Below are 16,912 nucleotides of genomic sequence, written 5' to 3'. Positions count from 1 at the left end.
TCCCATTAACGCGGCCGCGATATGGTCACCGTGGAAACGGCGGTCTTGGCGACGTCGTGGGCATCGAAGGCCAACGGGCGCAGCTGCTCGGCGCTGAACGCCTGTGCCCCCGCGTAGTACGCAGGATTCTTCGAGTCGTCCGGGTTTCCATAAACCAGAACACCTTTCGCATCCGGGCCATCGGGACCGTATTGCAGCGCCATGATGAAGCTGTCCCCCTCTTGAACCGGGTATCCGTTGAGCACCCCCGCGGCACCCGGGATGGCGCGCAGCTCGGTACCCGGTTCCAGGCGCTCCCCGGGGTTGGGTTGCGGCTCGGAGCTGGTACCCCAGGAACAGCAATCCACGATATTGGCGGCACCCTCGATATCCGTTCCGCCACCTATCGGCAACAGACGGCCGGTGTGCACTTCGCGTTGCACATCACCCAAGGGGGCGTCGACCGGAACACCGGCACGCTGCAGAAGGCGCACGGCGGCAGCCAGTTCCGTGAGCCAGGGCTTGACATCGGCCGCCGGAACCGAGGGCGAATCAACGGGCTTGGCCGGGTCGAATCCGTCCGCGAACAGCCTGCCCCGGTCCTTGCGCTCCCCCGGAGTGAATCGGGAGAGCCATTCTCGGAACACGACGGCGCCGCGCGCGGTCTTGGTGAACCTGCCATCCCAGCCCGCCAGCGCGGAACAGGCGGGCCCCAGGTCGACGCCATCGACGACCTTGGTCGCCATGCACGCCCGCACCAGCGGTATGCGCAGCTGATCGGCAAGGATCGCATGGTCGGCGAACAGCGCGGCACTGACGTCGTCAGTGGTCCACTTGCCCCGGTTCTCGGCAAGTAGTCGCGCGTTGGTCTTGGTCCGGGGTGACAAAATCCACCCCTCACCGCCCTGCTGCGGCTGATATCCGGTGAGCAGCTGATCCGGGTGCGCAAGCCACATGCTGTCATTGGCGTTGAAGACGTAGTCGCGCCGTTCCAGCTGCGGCATGTGGTCGTATCCGATGAGCCCGGGTGCGGCGGCATTCTCATCGTCGGTCCAGTCGAAGAGCGACCGGGATCCATTGAGCACCACCATGCCCGCGGAGCGGTACGCGTCCCTGATCAACCCCGGCTTTTCGCGGTCGATCGCCCACGCGGCAAGGGCCTCCCTGGACAGGTTGGGGGTCGCGGAGGAATCGACGATCCAGGCACGTCCGTCAGCACTCGTCGAGACGGTATTCATCCATGGCACACCGCGATTGGTCCGGAACACATCCTGGAACTCATCCATGGAACCCGCGGTCGCCATGCCCAGGTATTGCGACAGCGTGGTGTTGGTGTCGGCGTTGGCATCGGCCATCGCGATGGCCTGCACCGGTGTCCAGCCCACGGTATCCACATCGGCCACCGGCCCGTGGTTGGTGGAGTACAGGGTGCGGCTCATCGGCGAGATGCCATGTTCACCGGCCACGTCGATGGTGATGGGGTCGGGCGTCATCACCTGACGCCGGCCGTCGACGTAATACGCGGTGGGGTCTGAGGGATCCAGGTCGTAGCGATACAGCGCGAAGCGGCGTCCGGCTGCGACAGTGGCCGTCCAGGCCACCGCATCGGTGAATCCGAGTTGCACCAAAGGCATTCCGGACAATCCGACACCGTAGACGTTGAGCTGTCCGGGAATGCTCTGGTGCGCCTCCCAGAGACGGTTCTCGCCCGTCCACGGATAGTGCGGGTTGGCCAACAGCAGGCCACCGCCGGTGCTGGAGCGTTCCGAACCCAGGGCCCACCCGTTACTACCCATCCGCGGCGGCGCGGGCAAGGCACCCGGTCGAGGTGCCGATGCACCTGAAGGTGGTTGTGCCCTGCCGATTTCGGTGATCATGGAGATGCTGGACACCGTCATCACGACATCGGAGAAATGCGCGTACAGGTCCTGCGCGGTGATCGGCCCCACCCAGCCGGCTCCATCGCACCAGCCGCCGTTCACACCGTTGACCGACAACGACTCGTTGAACCCTGCGACGTATCCGTCGACCAATTCGCGCACTCTGACCGGCTGGTCGGCCCAGCGTTTGGGCGCGTTCTCCCACAGTTTCAGGTGCCGGTAACCGAAGTCCATATCGACGTTCCGATTGTTGGGGCCCGGCCCGAGCCACTTGCTGCGCTCACCGCGCACCTTCACAATCTGATCGATCAGGGTGCAGGCACGATCCTCACCGAACGCGTACCCGGTGCCGTAACCCAGTGAGCCCCAATCATCGGCGCTGATATGCGGGACACCACGTTCGTCTCGGCTGATCGTCGCCGAATAGCGCTGCGGGGCGGGAAGCACGACGCTGGCGGGTCCGACAAGTAGTGCCGTGATCAACGCCAAAGCGACGAGACGCACCCCTATTGCCCGACGGCCGGCCCACCCGCACCCTGATTGGGCAGGTCGGTAATGGGGATATTGGTCGCGGGCAGCGGCGACGGAGTGTTCGGCAGCGGCGGAATCTCCGACGCCGGAATGTCTTTCAGGAGGTTCACAGGCGGACCGTTATCCCGGCTTCCATAACTGCTGCCGGGCTCACGCGGACCAAGCAACGTCGTGACGGTCACCGCGTGGTAACCGTTGGCCCGAAGCACCGGGAGGAACTGCTCGACTAGATCCACTGTGCTCGAATAGGTGTCGTGGAAAAGCACCACGGATCCCGGCTTGATCTGTGACATCAGGATGGCCCGGCTGGCATCGGTGTTCGCGTCGTTGGCCCAGTCGAACGGGATGACATCCCAGTTGATATCGGCCAGGCCCTGCTTCTTGGCTTCGGCCAGCACCTGATCGTTGATCAGGCCACCCGCGGTGCGGAACAGCTTGGGGCGCTGGCCCGTGGCGGCTTCGATGGCGTCGCTGGCCTTACTCAGCTGGCCCGCGATTGCCTCCGGCGGGATCGTCGTCATGTTGGGGTGTTCCCAGGTATGGCTTCCCAGCTCCATCCCGGCGTCCACGACCCGCTTGGCGCCCGCCGGATCACGCTGGACCTTGTTGCCGATTTCGAAGAAGGTCGAGTGCGCGCCATTGGCTCGCAGGATTTCCAACAGCCGCTCGGTGAACGGGCTCGGCCCGTCATCGAACGTCAGCGCCACGCACTTCTCACGTTGACAGTCCACCGGCTCGTCCAGGGCGCGTTGCTTGTCGGTGACGACGATCGCGGCCGCGATCAAACTTCCCACAGCGGCCGCGACCATCGTCCACCGAAAGACATCACGCTTGGATAGCACGCCCAACAGCGTAACCGTCAGTTCAGGGAGCGAGCCCGGGCCCGAACTCCTCCAGCATCTCTGTGACCAGTGCGGCGATGGGCGAACGCTCACTACGCACCAACGTGACGTGCGCGAACAGTGGATGGCCCTTGAGCTTCTCAATCACCGCGGCCACACCGTCGTGACGACCGACACGCAGGTTGTCGCGCTGCGCGACGTCATGAGTGAGCACCACACGCGAGCCGCTGCCCAACCGCGACAGCACCGTCAGGAGCACGTTGCGTTCCAGGGATTGCGCCTCGTCGACGATCACAAACGAGTCATGCAGGGACCGTCCACGGATGTGCGTGAGTGGGAGTACCTCGAGCATGCCGCGCGAGAGTACTTCTTCAATGACCGCCGGTGACGCCAGCCCTTCGAGGGTGTCGAAGACAGCCTGCGCCCACGGGCCCATCTTCTCGCTCTCGCTGCCCGGCAGATAGCCCAACTCCTGACCGCCGACGGCGTACAGGGGACGGAACACCACTACCTTGCGGTGGCTACGCCGCTCCAGCACCGCTTCGAGCCCCGCGCACAGCGCCAGTGCCGACTTACCGGTACCCGCCTTGCCGCCGAGAGAGACGATTCCGACCGACTCGTCGAGCAGGATGTCCAGTGCCACACGCTGTTCCGCGGAGCGCCCACGCAGCCCGAAGACCTCACGATCACCGCGTACCAGCTGCACCCGCTTCTCGGCATTGACTCGGCCAAGCGCGCTCGAGGTCCCACCGAGTAGTCGAATTCCGGTGTGGCACGGGAGATCTCGCGCCGCCTCCAGATCGACCTCGCCGGCCTCAAAGAGCGAGTCGATGACGTCAGGAGCCGTGTCCAGCTCGGCCATACCCATCCAGCCCGAGTTCACCACGTCCTGGGCCCGGTACTCGTCGGCGGCCAAGCCCACCGCGCCGGCCTTGACACGCAGCGGAATGTCCTTGCTCACCAACGTAACCAGCTTGCCCTCGGCGGCGAGATTGAGCGCACACGCCAGAATCCGAGAGTCGTTGGAGTCGGTGCGGAAGCCCACGGGCAGCACCGAGGGATCGGTGTGATTCAGCTCGACATGCAGCGAACCACCCTGTGTCCCAACAGGAATTGACTGATCAAGACGGCCATACTCCAGCCTCAGATCGTCAAGCATCCGCAACGCAGTGCGGGCGAACCAACCCAGCTCATGATGGTGACGTTTGCCTTCCAGCTCACTGATCACCACCAACGGGATCACTACCTCATGTTCGGCGAATCGGTTTGTGGCCCAAGGGTCAGACAACAACACCGAGGTGTCGAGCACATAGGTACGGATTGTCCCAGGGTTCATTGAAGCAGTCACCGAGCGCTCCTGACATCCGTGCGGCACCACACGCGATCTGTCGTGGACGCGGTCGGTACCGTGTGTGGACGCCTCATGAGACCGTCCACATCAGGACCGGGGCCGGTCCTGTCGCTTTCGCCACGATCAGTACCTCCCGGATAGCAAAGCATGTCGCTAGCCATCGCTTTTGACGCTACTCGCACCTACACGCGGATGCCGCGCACCGAATCGAGCGTGTTGACTAACACCGGGTTAACGCCGGTTACAGGCGTGCGGCGGGGCCCTGAAATGCGTCGAGCGCATACCGGGTGCACATGAACCCCCGGATTCTGTGCGTGCGGTATGCGCTCGGCGAACAGCCGACTGGTTATCAGAGCCGCTCGGTCACGCCCCACTTGTCGGTGAGTTCGCGAACCACGTCCTGGACGGTGACCTCGTCAATAATCCCGGCCTCGGCCACGGAGGCGACCTTGTCCTCGTAACCGTCGATGTCGGCGCCGATGACCTTCAGTTCCGCGGCGCGGGCCTTGATGGCGGCGATGGTGTCCTCGGGGTACAGCCGCAGGCATTCGAGCACGATATTGCTGTACATCTGCTCGTGGCGGCGCTCATCCTTCTCGATGTTCGCGAGCAGGCCCTTGAGCACGTCATCCTCGGCCTGCGCGGCCAGGTTCCGGACGAACACGGCGTGCATCTGCTCGAAGAACGCATTGAACACCAGCGTCTCGATCTGGCTGAACGAGTCGGCCCGGTAGCCCTTCATGACGTGAGCCAGCCGGGTGTCCTCGTCGGCGCTGGGGTCGGCATTGCGCGTCACCACGAGGTACTCACGCAGCGTGATGGCGTGCAGGTTCTCCTCGGCGGTCCAGCGCCCGATGAAATCCGCCCACGGGATGACCTCCAGCGAGAAATGCTCGACCATCTCGCGGTGGTAGCCCGCCAGGTTGTCCTTGGTGATCAGCAGGATCTGGATGGCGTCGACAACAGCCTTGGGCAGCTTGACGTCAGAGGGTTCCCAGTCGCGTCCACCCAGGAAGGCGAAGTTCTCGCCCTGGTCATAGGGGACGTGCTCATGGGAGTACCAAAGCTCCGCCGTATCGCGATGGCGATCGATGTTCTCGGCGACGACGTCCGTCAGCTCAAGAGTCAACGCATTGGGTACAGGTTTCTGTGCCATGCGGTAACACTAACCGGACGCGTCAGAAATGTGAAATCGCCGCGCGACTCTTCGCGAGCATAAGTAAAAGCCCCCGAAACACCAGCGTGCCGGGGGCTTTTACATCGAGCCGTGGTGACTAAAGACCCTAGAGAGTGAGGCCCGGATACAGGGGGTTGGCGGCCAGCAACTCGGCCGAAGCGGCCTTCACGCGGTCCGCGACACCGTCGGCGAGCGTGTACTTCGCCTTGGAAGAACCAGCGGTGCCTCCCGCAGGACTCGTGTTGGACAGCACGTCGACCACGAGCTCGGCCACCTTGTCGAACTCGTCGCCGTTAAATCCGCGGCTGGTGAGCGCCGGGGTGCCGAACCGGATGCCGCTGGTGTACCAAGCCCCGTTGGGGTCGGCCGGAATGGAGTTGCGGTTGGTGACGACGCCGGCATCCAGCAGGGCGGACTCGGCCTGTCGCCCGGTGAGCCCGAAGGACTGCACGTCGAGGAGCACCAGGTGGTTGTCGGTGCCACCGGTGACGAGGCGTGCGCCGCGCTTCAGGAAGCCCTCGGCCAGCGACTTGGCGTTATCGGCGACACGCTGTGCGTACGCCTGGAATGAGGGCTGGCGCGCCTCGGCCAGGGCGACGGCCTTGGCGGCCATCACATGCGACAGCGGTCCGCCCAACACCATGGGGCAGCCCTTGTCGACGGCATCGGAGTACTCGGCCGTGGCCAGCACCAGGCCACCGCGGGGTCCGCGAAGCGACTTGTGTGTGGTGGTCGTGGTGATGTGAGCGTGCGGCACCGGATCCTCATCGCCGGTGAAGACCTTTCCGGCGACCAGGCCGGCGAAGTGCGCCATGTCCACGAACAGGGTGGCGCCCACCTCGTCGGCGATCTCGCGCATCTTGGCGAAGTTCACCCGGCGCGGGTACGCGGAGTAACCACCGACCAGCACCAGCGGCTTGAACTCGCGTGCGGCCGCGGCCAGCGCGTCGTAGTCCAGCAACCCGGTCTCCGGGTCCGTGCCGTAGCTGCGCTGGTGGAACATCTTGCCCGAGATGTTCGGGCGGAAGCCGTGGGTGAGGTGGCCGCCGGTGTCCAGTGACATACCCATCAGGCGCTGGTTGCCGTACTGGTGGCGCAGCTCTTCCCAATCGGTCTCGGACAGGTCGTTGACGTTGCGCACACCCTTCTCAGCGAGAGCCGGTGCCTCGACCCGAGTGGCCAGGATTGCCCAGTAGGCAACGAGATTGGCGTCGATTCCCGAGTGCGGCTGGGCGTACGCGTAGGGCGCACCGAACAGCTCGCGGGCATGCTCGGCGGCCAGCGCCTCGACGGTATCGATGTTCTGGCAGCCGGCATAGAAGCGGTGGCCGATGGTGCCCTCGGCATACTTGTCGGAGAGCCAGGTGCCCATGGTGAGCAACACGGCGGGCGAGGCGTAGTTCTCGCTGGCGATCAGCTTGAGCGAATCGCGTTGGTCGGCAAGTTCTTTGCGTGTCGCGTCCGCGATCCGCGGTTCGATGGTCTCGATGACCTCCAGGGCCGAACGGTACGCGGCGCTGGCGGTCTCGGCGTACTGCGCGCCCTGCGCAATGTCGCTGGAAGCTGAAGTCGTCATGCCCCTCAGCCTAGTAGGCGCCTATACCAAGGTGGACGCCACCAGGGGCTCGTCCAGCAGCCGCCCGAAGCGGGTCGTGAGGGACTGCTCCGGCGGACGACGATCCAGCCACCCCTTCAACAATTGATAGCCCTCGACGTAAGTGGAGATGTACGCCCGCCACAGTGGCGAGGACAGGAATGTGAGCATGTGCCGGGCACGCTCCTCGGAGACCAGCAGCCAGCGTTTCAGGAAGGCGATCACCTCGTCGACGTCGCGGTGCTCGTCATGCAGCATCAGCGCCGCGTCTTGACGGACGTTGATCAGTCCGGCTCGCGCGCGCCCCATGGCCTGCGCCTGTTCACCGTCGAAACGCAGCCCGAGGTCGGCGTAGATCTCCTGGGCCCACAGCCCCCAGTCCTCTCCGACTGCCGCGTAGAGGGCAAGGTCGGCGAGCCCCTCGGCCATCAGGCACTGCGGGGTGTTGACCAGGAAGATGGTTTGTTCCTGCTGGTCCCCCAGATGCACCAGGCCGGCTTCCTTACGGCAGTGCTCGGTGTGGTGCCCGGGGTAGGACTCGTGGGCGATCAGCGCGGGCACATTACTCAGATACTGCTTGAGGTCCGAATTGATGGCGACCGTCGAGCGGTAGTTGCCCTCGTAGTAGTTGAACCCCGACCAGGGTTTGTCGCTGACGACCTCATACGTCACCGTCTCGGTGTCGGGCAGCGGAAACTCCGCGCGTACCCGGTCGCGCAGTGCGCTGGAGAAAGCATCCACACATTCCTGCAGCCGGTTCGGGTCGATCTCCTGGGACCGGTCGTAGGCCGTTTTTCGTTCCAATAGCGAACCGCCCTCCGGCAGAACACTTTCGAGGGCCTCGTGCGCTTGCCGATAACGCTCCTCGTCGCCCTTGGCAATGCGCACATCGAAGTAGTCATGCACCTCGTCCACAAATCCGATGTTCTCGCCCGCGAACTTGCGCCCGGCACAGGCCAGTGCCTTCAGGTGGGTGTCGATGAAGGCCTTACGCGCCTCGTCCAGGTCGCTGGCGGCCAACTCGCCACGCAACGCACTGGCCTGACGCGCGAGCTCGACCGGATTGGGGGTGGGCTCGTTCTCGACACGCTGCCGCAGCGCGGGGTCACCCGTGAACGCGTCGACGTATCCACTTTCGATACGGTCAAATCGCAGCCCAAGCAGCAGATATTCGGTAACTAGGGTGTTTTCCGACTCGCCGTTATCGCCCATGTCACACAACCCTAGTGCCGCGTTCACGAAGGGTTCCTGCAAGACTTGCCACTATGAGTGTTGGTCTTCGCGCAAGCGGCCCATCCACGCACTCTTCCTTCTCGCGAGCGGCGCATCGATGCCGCGGCTGAGCGAGCCGAGCCCCTATGTGGAGTTCGACCGGAAACAGTGGCGCGCGCTGCGCAAGTCCACGCCGCTGGTGCTCACCGAAGAAGAGCTCATCGGCCTGCGCGGTCTGGGCGAGCAGATCGACCTGACCGAGGTCGCCGAGGTCTACCTGCCGCTCGCTCGCCTCATCCACCTTCAGGTGGCCGCCCGGCAGCGCCTGTTTGCCGCCACCGCGACCTTCCTCGGAGATCAGCACCCGGACCGTCTGGTCCCCTTTGTCATTGGGGTGGCGGGCAGCGTCGCTGTCGGCAAGTCGACCACGGCCCGCGTGCTGCAGGCGCTGCTTGCGCGATGGGATCACCATCCCCGGGTGGACCTGGTGACCACCGACGGATTCCTCTACCCCAATGCCGAGCTATCTCGACGGAACATCATGCACCGCAAGGGATTTCCGGAGAGTTACAACAGGCGCGGGCTGCTGCGATTCGTCACCGAGGTCAAATCGGGGGCGCATGAGGTCACGGCCCCGGTGTACTCGCACTTGCTGTACGACATCATCAAGAACGAGAAACACGTTGTGCAGCAACCCGATATCCTGATTCTCGAGGGCCTGAACGTACTGCAAACCGGCCCAACCCTGATGGTCTCGGACCTGTTCGATTTCTCGATCTATGTGGACGCACGCATCGAGGACATCGAGCAGTGGTACATCTCCCGATTCCTGGCGATGCGCTCCACGTCATTCGCAAATCCGTCCTCGCATTTCCACCACTACGCCAAGCTGTCCGATAAGCAGGCAACCCTTGCCGCACAGGAGATTTGGCATTCGATCAACCTGCCGAATCTGCGGGAGAACATTCTGCCGACCCGGCCGCGCGCCACGCTGGTACTACGCAAGGACGCCGACCACACGATCAACAGGTTGCGCCTGCGCAAGCTGTAGACGGACTTGCGTCAGGTAGACCGACTGGTATATTCGCCCCATGATCAACAGCGTGGTTGAAACCTGGCACGGCATCATTTCCGGCGCGAACCCGGAAGCGCTCGACGAACTACTGGCCGAGGATGTCGTCTTCTACTCCCCCGTGGTGTTCACCCCCCAGCGCGGCAAGGCTATCACCGCCATGTACTTGCTGGCCGCGTTCACGACGCTCGCCGGACCCGACAGCGACTTCCACTACGTCAAGGAAGTTCTTGATGGGAACACCGCTGCCCTGGAGTTCGAGTCGACCATCGACGGCAAGTACGTCAACGGAGTCGACATCATCACCTGCGACGACGCCGGCAAGATCATCGAGTTCAAGGTCATGATCCGCCCGCTGCAGGCCATCAACGCCATCCACGAAAAGATGCGCGCGGCTCTAGAAGCTGCGTCCTGATTTACAGTGCGTCAGCGGCAACCAACCAGTAGGTTGACCGCATGGACTATGACTACGACGTAGTCGTCATCGGGTCCGGTTTCGGTGGGAGCGTTGCGGCCCTCCGCCTCACCGAAAAAGGCTACCGAGTCGGCGTACTTGAAATGGGAAAGCGCTGGAAACGCGAAGACGTTCCGCCTAACAACTGGCATGTCCGCAAGGCCATGTGGGCACCGGGGCTGGGCTGTTACGGCCCCCAGCGGATGACGGTGCTGGGTAAGACGTTCATCGCCAGCGCAGTGGGTGTGGGCGGCGGCTCGCTGATCTACGGCAACACGCTCTACGAGCCGCTGGAGCAGTTCTATACCGATAAGCAATGGGCGCACATCACCGACTGGAAGGTGGAGCTGGCGCCGTATTACGACCAGGCCAGCCGGATGCTGGGTGTCGTACAGACACCGCACACCACACCACCGGACGAGGTGCTGCTGGCAGTGGCGAAGGACCTAGGCGTGGAGGACACTTACCACCCCACCAACGTGGGCGTGTTCTTCGGCGACGAGCCAGGCAAGACCGTTCCCGACCCGTTCTTCGGCGGGGCGGGGCCCGAGCGTGCCGGCTGTATCGGATGCGCACAGTGTTTCACCGGGTGCCCGCACAACGCCAAGAACACCACCGAGACCAACTACCTGTACCTGGCCGAACATGCTGGGGCACAGATCCACCCGCTGACGCAGGTACTCGACGTACGCCCGCTCGAAGACCGCGAAGGGTATGTGGTCAGCACCAAGCAGACCGGCCGCCTGGTCCGGAAGAACAAGCGGGATTTCACTGCGCGGCACGTGGTCTTCTCCGCGGCCTCGCTCGGCACGCAACGCCTGCTACACAAGTTCAAGGACTCCGGATCGCTGCCCGATCTGTCGGCACGCCTGGGTGAGCAGACCCGCACCAACTCCGAGGAAGTGCCGGTCGTCTACTCCCCCAAGCGCAATGACTTCGCCCAGGGCGTGGCCATCACCTCCTCGATTCACCCGGAGCCCAACACCCATGTCGAGGTGTGCCGGTATGGCAAGGGTTCGAATTTCTTGAGCATGCTGGGCACGGGCATGGCCGACGGCGGCCCCTGGCGCTTTGCGCGGACCTGGCTCACCAATGCGCGGCATCCGGGCTTGCTGATGCGCTCCATGTTCCCGCGCAATGCCTCGGAACATTCGATCATCGTGCTGGTCATGCAATCACTCGACAATTCGCTGACCACATACCTCAAACGCGGGTTGTTCGGCAAGAAGATGACCACCAAACAAGGCTCGGGAGAACCGAACCCGGACTGGATACCGGTCGCCCACGATGTCGCCCGCCGGATGGCCGAGAAGGTCGACGGGTACGCCGGGAGCACCCACCTGGACTCGATCAACATCCCGCTCACCGCGCATTTCATCGGCGGTTGCGCGATCGGCGACTCTCCCGAGACCGGTGTCATCGACCCGTACCAGCGGATCTACGGCTATCCGGGACTGCATGTCGCTGACGGCTCGGCGATATCGGCCAACCTCGGGGTCAACCCGTCGTTCACCATCACCGCCCAGGCCGAGCGCGCAATGGCGTTCTGGCCCAACAACGGTGAGCTCGACCCGCGGCCGGAGCTGGGTTCGCCCTACAAGCGCGTCTTCCCGGTACAGCCCAACCATCCGACCGTTCCCGAGTCCGCGCCGGGCGCACTGCGGTTACCGCTGACACCGGTCTAGACATAAAGGTGCCGGGCCACCAAGCGGATGGCCCGGCACCGGCTCACCGTGGAAACGGGTGAGCATGTGGGCGGCTACGCGGAGCGCAGGCGCCGTAGTCCGAGGAATTGGATGTCCGCCATGACGGCGGTGTAGATGCCGAACACGATGCACAGCGTGACGCCGGCGGTGGTCAGCGGTACCCATTTCATGACGCCCGCCACCACGTAGAGCACGGTCGCCAGCAGGTTACCGACAATGTAGACGGCACCGATGGCGGCGAGCTTGGACCTGTCGGCCCGGCTCAAGACGAAGGCCAGCACCCCGTATCCGATGAGCGCGGCGGCGTGCGCCACCTGAAATCCCAGCGAGGGACCGAGCGGCCCGACGAGCCATTTCGCGGCGATCAGGAGGACGACGGCAACCGAACCGGTGGCGATGCCGTCGAGGCCGATGCCGAATCGCAGAAGCGAGTCGGGTTGGGCGAAGCGTGTGCGAAGTACCGAGGCGTTCTCCGAAGCTATGGACATGAGGGACTCCTTGTGAGAAAGCTCTGTGCGAAAGCTGACACCACCGACATTGCCGCTGATGCACTGCCATCTCGACATTCGACGCTGCCAATTCCTGCCAATTCGCCGCGTGCTGTGCCATCATCTGATGATGACAACAGCGGATGTCATCTCTATCGCACCCGGTGCCCAGCTGGACCGTCGTTCACTGTTATGGCGCTGGGCTGGTGATATGCGTATCGCGCTCACCGGCGGCACCGCCGGACTCCTGCAAACGATGGATCCCGCCATCGGCTACGCACTGATCGAGCACTCGAACTTCTTCGCAGATCCCGTGGACAGAGTGTTCCGCTCGCTGCCCCCGATCCTCGGCACCGTGTACGACGATCCCGCGGCCGGCACCGGCATGAAGGTGCGGGACTTTCACCGCGATATCAAGGGAACCCAGCCCGACGGCGTCCGCTACCACGCGCTGAACCCGACGACCTTCTGGTGGGCTCACGCCACGTTTCAGGTGATGGTCGAACAGACGGTGGACCGCTACTCGTCCTACCGGCTCACCGACGCCGAACGTGAGCAGCTCTACCAGGAGGGTGTCGAATGGTATCGCCGGTACGCGATGAGCGAGCAGCCGCTGCCACCGAATAGAGCCGCATTCCAACAGGAGTGGGACCGATACTGCGACGAGGTGCTCGCACCCAACCCCGCGGCCGACTATCTGATGAAGGTCATCGAGGGACGTGCCGTCCCCGATATGAGCAAGTCTCCGTATCTACCGGTGGCGCCTTATCTAAAGCCGGCCGCGAGACTTGCCTTGCCCACGGCGCCGATGCGTATGGCGTTGGCACCTCCGCTCCGGCTGACGATCTACGGTGGCTTGCCGCCCCAGGTACGCAAACGTTTTGGGATCCGCTGGAACCTGGCGGACGAGACGGCCTACCGCGCGCTACTGCGGGCCGTGCCACTGGCGTGGCCCTTCATCCCGACATCGTGGAGATGGCATCCGGGCAGCCATGCCGGATGGCGGCGCGAACGGGGACGGCTACCGCGGAACTGGTGATGAGCCAGTCGTGCGAAGACCATTCGGCGCGGGGGCGGTCTGCACGCGCAGGTCCGCGGCGATGAGTTTGGCCGCGGCGTTCTGCCAGTTATGCAGTGAACGCTGCGGCACCTCAGTGACCAGCCACTGCCACGCTTGACGCGCTACCGGGTCCAATCCCGCGGCCGTCGCGCCTTGTGCGTACGCTCGCACGCCCATGACATACGGGAAGTACAGGGCGTTGTAGTAACGCCATTGATCGGTGGTGCCAAAATCCCCGTCATCCCGCGGTTTGAGCCGTGAGATGGATTCGGCGAGCACCGCTCTGAGTTCGTTGGCTCGTTCGACAGGCTGATCAGAGGCGCCGCGATCGGTGAGGCGTTCATCGATGGCGGGCAGCGATGTGAGCGGGCTGGCGACGAGTTTGGCGAGATCGCCGTAGTGGCTCAGGGCCCGGCGCGTCAGCCGGGTGAACGTCTCGTCGTCGACGCCCTCGATGGGCGATGCCGATTTCAACGGCAGTGCCGCCTCGGTGCTGCGCAGCTCGGAACGCTCGTGACGTAGCTGCGGGGAACGCGAGAAGGCCAGGCGGTCAAGGAAGTCCGCGAAGGGGCCCGATTGCACCTGGATACAGATGGCCAGGCCCACGCTGGTGAACAGCAGGACCACCAGAGCGACCGATTGACCGACGACAGCGATGCCGACCATGGCCTGGGCGCCGAACAACGCTCCGACGAGAATGGAGGCGACAAAGGAGCGCAGCATGTCGCCGCGCAGCGCCTGCCCCTCGTCGAAGGCGTCCCAGAGCGCAACACCCAGACCAAGTAGCACCAGGTCGAAACCTGTCGACGCCAACGCCAGCCAGCTCGGCAAGATACCGAGCGGGATGATCAGCTGAGCGTCGCCGAGGGTGAAGAACATGGTGGCGACCAGGACAACGCCCCGTGCCGAACCGGGTATCGAGGCACGTCGGCGGAACAACCGAATGGCGGCCCCGATGGCGGCGGTCCCATTGGCATAGAACATGATCCAGTGCCCGAGCTGTGCGGGACCCGCGATGGTGCCCGCTAGCGACGCCCCCACGAGCAGCACGACGGCCAGGACAGCGCCGGGTATCGCCATCGCGGCGCGATCACGCCACCGGTCGCCGGTGTTGGTGAGTTCAAGCAGCACCAGCAGCCAGGCAACGCTCGGGATGATCGCGGTGAAGACCTCGATGCGACCCAGGAGTTCGGCATCGGAACCCGCGGTGACCCGGATAGCGTCGAGTGCCACGACGAGGGAGTAGCCGATCAGCCCGATCGCGGCGAGGACCAAGACGGGCTTTCGCGGGTTGCGCGCCAGCAGATACAGACCCAGCCACCAGCTGAGTCCGAACACCAGTGCCGACATCGCCACCATCACTAACAGTGTGACAGGTGCCGGACCTTGGAGCTACGGGACTACCCGGCCACCGCATGAGGCGGTGCCCAGCCAAGTGTGCGGATTGCGGTCCCAGCACCAACCGAGCTTGGGCTTGCGATCAGAGATCCAGATGGCAGGCACCCGCTGTCCCTTCCCGCGGGAGGCCGCCAGTGAGAAACATTTGTTCTTGCGCAGCATGTCCGGTCGCGCGAGCACCAGCGCGATGCCCTCGTCAATAGTCAGCGGACTGCGTCCGCGGGCGGTGATTGTCGCCAATGCCTGCTCCGGTGTCACATTGCAGAACTCGCTCCCGGTGTCGATATCGGTGAGCAGATAGGCCTGATCCGGGATCTCCACGATCGGCTGGTACACCTCGGTATCGCCGTCATCCATGACATGAAACCCGTTGCGCCCATTCAAGCTCATCAGCGGCGCCGTCTGCTCATAGCTGGTTCCGGTGACGGCGAGAACGAAGGGAATATGATCGGCGGGATCGACGGTGGACGGCGGAAGATCAGCGACCCGAGTACGAAGCTCGGCGGCGCGGTCGCTCACCGGGTACCCACGTTCGGTCAGATGGGCGAGCTGGCGGTCGAATTCATCCTGAGCAGCTGGCATTGACCGTCAACGCAGCAGTCTGGTGGCAAGTTCCCGCAAGAACCGCTCAGGCTGCTCGGCTTATATCGCGCCACAACTCCCGCTGCGCGCGCTGCGGGTCCAGCTCGATACGCCGATGCTGGTCGAACACCATGACGGCGTGCTCCGGCTCCGTGTAGACCGGCCACTCGATGCCCGGGATACCCGTCCGCGAGAAGGCGAGCCAACGGCTCTGGATATCCTCCGTCAGCGCCAGCGCGTCATGCATATCTCTCTTCCCTGCCAACGCGGGCCAACGCTTGAAGAGGCCGAACACCGCGAACAGTTCCGTCGCATGCGCGGCCCCCGGCCCGAACCGTCGCAGCGGTCGCGGCGCGTAGTCGTACCGGTAGAAGTAGACCGATGAGTGATGGCTGTGCGCCTGCGCCACCCGCCAGGCCTCCGAGCCGAACATCGCATCACCCATGAGACGCACCAGGGCAGCCTTGGACGGGTAGCCCTCATAGGAGTCGATCACCCGCTTCGCGGCCTCCGGGCTCAGCGCGCCGAGGGTGCTCGCAACAGCACGGGCGTCAAACCGGGACAACGACATCACCCGGGTCAGCAGTCGGTTGAACAACCGAACCTCTTCCGCGTTATATCCGATGATGAGCGGGACCCGATGCGCCTCACCGCGTTCCATCATCGCGATCGGGTCATCGGGCACAACCTCACCGTCGATGCTGGGGCCCACGCCCAACGAGAAGGCCGATTCCCTGGTTTTCGCGGTGAGTAGCCGGTGTGTCGCCCGCACGAGATCGCGCGGTCTGGCATTGATGACCGCCCCAGCGGGGCCGCGGACGTCGATACCGAGATACTCGACGAGCCGGCGCGCATTGGCCGCCGCTTCGTCCCGGGTGTGGATCATTCCGCTGGCCGTGCTCTGGCAGATCGCGCGCTGGAACAACCCGGCGGCCGCCGGAACGGTCAACAGCATTTGGACACAATGCGCCCCGGCACTTTCTCCAAAGATCGTGACACTGTTGGGGTCTCCGCCGAAGGCCGCGATGTTGTCGCGCACCCACTGCAGTGCCAGCACCAAATCGCGCAGGTACAGATTGCTGTCGATGGTATGCCGGTCATCCGACAGGGAGGACAGGTCGATGGCGCCATAGGCCCCCACCCGATAGTTCACGGAGACGAAAACACAGCCGCGCCGCGCAAGGTCGGCGCCGTCGTACAAGGCCAGTGCGGAACTCCCCAAAACATAGGCGCCGCCGTGGATGTAGAACATCACCGGCAGGGCCTCCGTAGAGGTCTCTTCCGGCACAGTCACGTTCACCGTCAGACAGTCCTCGCTGACCGCCTGGAACCTATTGATCGAGAGCGGTACGTAGATACGTTTCTGCGGTGACGCCGATTTCCAAGAATCACACGGCAGCACACCTACCCAGGGCTTCGCGGGCGCTGGGCTGCGCAGACGTAAAGCACCCACCGGAGGCTCGGCGTACGGTATGGCACGAAAGCGATGCACACCATTATCGCGAAACCCCTCCACGACCCCGTTCGCGGTCTGCACCTGAACAGGAACCCGCACAACATATTTCGAGCTCTTTGCCATCAGCACC

At 64.1% G+C, this 16,912-nt stretch carries 14 protein-coding genes; 4 read left to right on the top strand and 10 right to left on the bottom strand.

All coding sequences use genetic code 11. The features are described 5' to 3' along the window. Positions 1 to 5 precede the first annotated feature (5 nt). The 6 genes from DSM43276_RS05505 to DSM43276_RS05475 all read right to left on the bottom strand — a co-directional run bounded on the left by DSM43276_RS05505 (position 6) and on the right by DSM43276_RS05475 (position 8,566). The gene (locus tag DSM43276_RS05505; protein ID WP_078329436.1) at positions 6 to 2,363 is read right to left on the bottom strand and encodes a penicillin acylase family protein; all 2,358 of its coding nucleotides are present in this window, start codon (positions 2,361 to 2,363) and stop codon (positions 6 to 8) included. Positions 2,364 to 2,365: 2 nt separating this feature from the next. Continuing rightward, positions 2,366 to 3,232, bottom strand: a complete 867-nt coding sequence (locus tag DSM43276_RS05500; protein WP_109556061.1) for a polysaccharide deacetylase family protein — start codon at positions 3,230 to 3,232, stop codon at positions 2,366 to 2,368. A 22-nt stretch (positions 3,233 to 3,254) separates the two neighbouring features. After that, the gene (locus DSM43276_RS05495; RefSeq protein WP_078325145.1) at positions 3,255 to 4,568 is read right to left on the bottom strand and encodes a PhoH family protein; all 1,314 of its coding nucleotides are present in this window, start codon (positions 4,566 to 4,568) and stop codon (positions 3,255 to 3,257) included. Positions 4,569 to 4,932: 364 nt separating this feature from the next. Further along, the gene (locus DSM43276_RS05485) at positions 4,933 to 5,739 is read right to left on the bottom strand and encodes an acyl-ACP desaturase (protein WP_078325144.1); all 807 of its coding nucleotides are present in this window, start codon (positions 5,737 to 5,739) and stop codon (positions 4,933 to 4,935) included. 127 nt (positions 5,740 to 5,866) lie between these two features. Next, on the bottom strand, positions 5,867 to 7,336 hold the full coding sequence (locus tag DSM43276_RS05480; RefSeq protein ID WP_078329435.1) for a glycine hydroxymethyltransferase: 1,470 nt from the start codon (positions 7,334 to 7,336) through the stop codon (positions 5,867 to 5,869). A 21-nt stretch (positions 7,337 to 7,357) separates the two neighbouring features. Next, on the bottom strand, positions 7,358 to 8,566 hold the full coding sequence (locus DSM43276_RS05475) for a DUF885 domain-containing protein (RefSeq protein ID WP_078329434.1): 1,209 nt from the start codon (positions 8,564 to 8,566) through the stop codon (positions 7,358 to 7,360). Between the two features lie 118 nt (positions 8,567 to 8,684). Between DSM43276_RS05475 and coaA the strand changes: the two genes are divergently transcribed. Genes coaA through DSM43276_RS05460 form a run of 3 tightly spaced genes read left to right on the top strand, consistent with a single transcriptional unit; the run spans position 8,685 to position 11,777 of the window. Continuing rightward, positions 8,685 to 9,617, top strand: coding sequence for a type I pantothenate kinase (gene coaA, locus DSM43276_RS05470; RefSeq protein WP_078325142.1), 933 nt, complete (start codon positions 8,685 to 8,687; stop codon positions 9,615 to 9,617). 40 nt (positions 9,618 to 9,657) lie between these two features. Then, positions 9,658 to 10,053: a nuclear transport factor 2 family protein gene (locus DSM43276_RS05465; protein ID WP_078329433.1), complete on the top strand. Its 396-nt coding sequence runs from the start codon at positions 9,658 to 9,660 to the stop codon at positions 10,051 to 10,053. A gap of 41 nt (positions 10,054 to 10,094) precedes the next feature. Further along, positions 10,095 to 11,777 carry a GMC oxidoreductase gene (locus DSM43276_RS05460; RefSeq protein WP_078329432.1) on the top strand — a complete coding sequence of 561 codons (1,683 nt, stop codon included), beginning with the start codon at positions 10,095 to 10,097 and terminating at the stop codon, positions 11,775 to 11,777. A gap of 74 nt (positions 11,778 to 11,851) precedes the next feature. Here DSM43276_RS05460 and DSM43276_RS05455 read toward each other — a convergent pair whose 3' ends face one another. Further along, on the bottom strand, positions 11,852 to 12,286 hold the full coding sequence (locus DSM43276_RS05455; RefSeq protein ID WP_078329502.1) for a hypothetical protein: 435 nt from the start codon (positions 12,284 to 12,286) through the stop codon (positions 11,852 to 11,854). A 127-nt stretch (positions 12,287 to 12,413) separates the two neighbouring features. Here DSM43276_RS05455 and DSM43276_RS05450 point away from each other — a divergent pair, with 127 nt between their 5' ends. Further along, positions 12,414 to 13,325: an oxygenase MpaB family protein gene (locus tag DSM43276_RS05450; RefSeq protein WP_078329501.1), complete on the top strand. Its 912-nt coding sequence runs from the start codon at positions 12,414 to 12,416 to the stop codon at positions 13,323 to 13,325. Here the strand turns inward: DSM43276_RS05450 and DSM43276_RS05445 are convergent. The 3 genes from DSM43276_RS05445 to DSM43276_RS05435 are packed head-to-tail and all read right to left on the bottom strand — an operon-like array spanning position 13,308 to position 16,905. After that, the gene (locus DSM43276_RS05445; RefSeq protein ID WP_078329431.1) at positions 13,308 to 14,705 is read right to left on the bottom strand and encodes a hypothetical protein; all 1,398 of its coding nucleotides are present in this window, start codon (positions 14,703 to 14,705) and stop codon (positions 13,308 to 13,310) included. The genes DSM43276_RS05450 and DSM43276_RS05445 overlap by 18 nt on opposite strands. Before the next feature lie 33 nt (positions 14,706 to 14,738). Further along, complete coding sequence (locus tag DSM43276_RS05440) at positions 14,739 to 15,326, bottom strand: DUF5701 family protein (protein WP_078329430.1); 588 nt, start codon at positions 15,324 to 15,326, stop codon at positions 14,739 to 14,741. Positions 15,327 to 15,372: 46 nt separating this feature from the next. Then, positions 15,373 to 16,905 (bottom strand): carboxylesterase/lipase family protein, encoded by a 1,533-nt coding sequence (locus DSM43276_RS05435; RefSeq protein ID WP_078329500.1) that lies wholly within the window; start codon positions 16,903 to 16,905, stop codon positions 15,373 to 15,375. Between the last annotated feature and the right edge of the window lie 7 nt (positions 16,906 to 16,912).

Source organism: Mycobacteroides salmoniphilum (assembly GCF_004924335.1).
GTDB classification, from domain to species: domain Bacteria; phylum Actinomycetota; class Actinomycetes; order Mycobacteriales; family Mycobacteriaceae; genus Mycobacterium; species Mycobacterium salmoniphilum.
The sequence above is the reverse complement of the archived record's forward strand: the minus strand, read 5'-3'. Positions and strand labels throughout refer to the sequence as shown.

Bases quoted from the DNA above. Each gene is read 5' to 3' on its own strand.
- DSM43276_RS05495 (WP_078325145.1), bottom strand. From the start codon at position 4,568: ATGAACCCTGGGACAATCCGTACCTATGTGCTCGACACCTCGGTGTTG.
- DSM43276_RS05485 (WP_078325144.1), bottom strand. From the start codon at position 5,739: ATGGCACAGAAACCTGTACCCAATGCGTTGACTCTTGAGCTGACGGAC.
- DSM43276_RS05480 (WP_078329435.1), bottom strand. From the start codon at position 7,336: ATGACGACTTCAGCTTCCAGCGACATTGCGCAGGGCGCGCAGTACGCC.
- DSM43276_RS05475 (WP_078329434.1), bottom strand. From the start codon at position 8,566: ATGGGCGATAACGGCGAGTCGGAAAACACCCTAGTTACCGAATATCTG.
- coaA (WP_078325142.1), top strand. From the start codon at position 8,685: ATGCCGCGGCTGAGCGAGCCGAGCCCCTATGTGGAGTTCGACCGGAAA.
- DSM43276_RS05465 (WP_078329433.1), top strand. From the start codon at position 9,658: ATGATCAACAGCGTGGTTGAAACCTGGCACGGCATCATTTCCGGCGCG.
- DSM43276_RS05460 (WP_078329432.1), top strand. From the start codon at position 10,095: ATGGACTATGACTACGACGTAGTCGTCATCGGGTCCGGTTTCGGTGGG.
- DSM43276_RS05455 (WP_078329502.1), bottom strand. From the start codon at position 12,286: ATGTCCATAGCTTCGGAGAACGCCTCGGTACTTCGCACACGCTTCGCC.
- DSM43276_RS05450 (WP_078329501.1), top strand. From the start codon at position 12,414: ATGATGACAACAGCGGATGTCATCTCTATCGCACCCGGTGCCCAGCTG.
- DSM43276_RS05445 (WP_078329431.1), bottom strand. From the start codon at position 14,705: ATGGTGGCGATGTCGGCACTGGTGTTCGGACTCAGCTGGTGGCTGGGT.
- DSM43276_RS05440 (WP_078329430.1), bottom strand. From the start codon at position 15,326: ATGCCAGCTGCTCAGGATGAATTCGACCGCCAGCTCGCCCATCTGACC.
- DSM43276_RS05435 (WP_078329500.1), bottom strand. From the start codon at position 16,905: ATGGCAAAGAGCTCGAAATATGTTGTGCGGGTTCCTGTTCAGGTGCAG.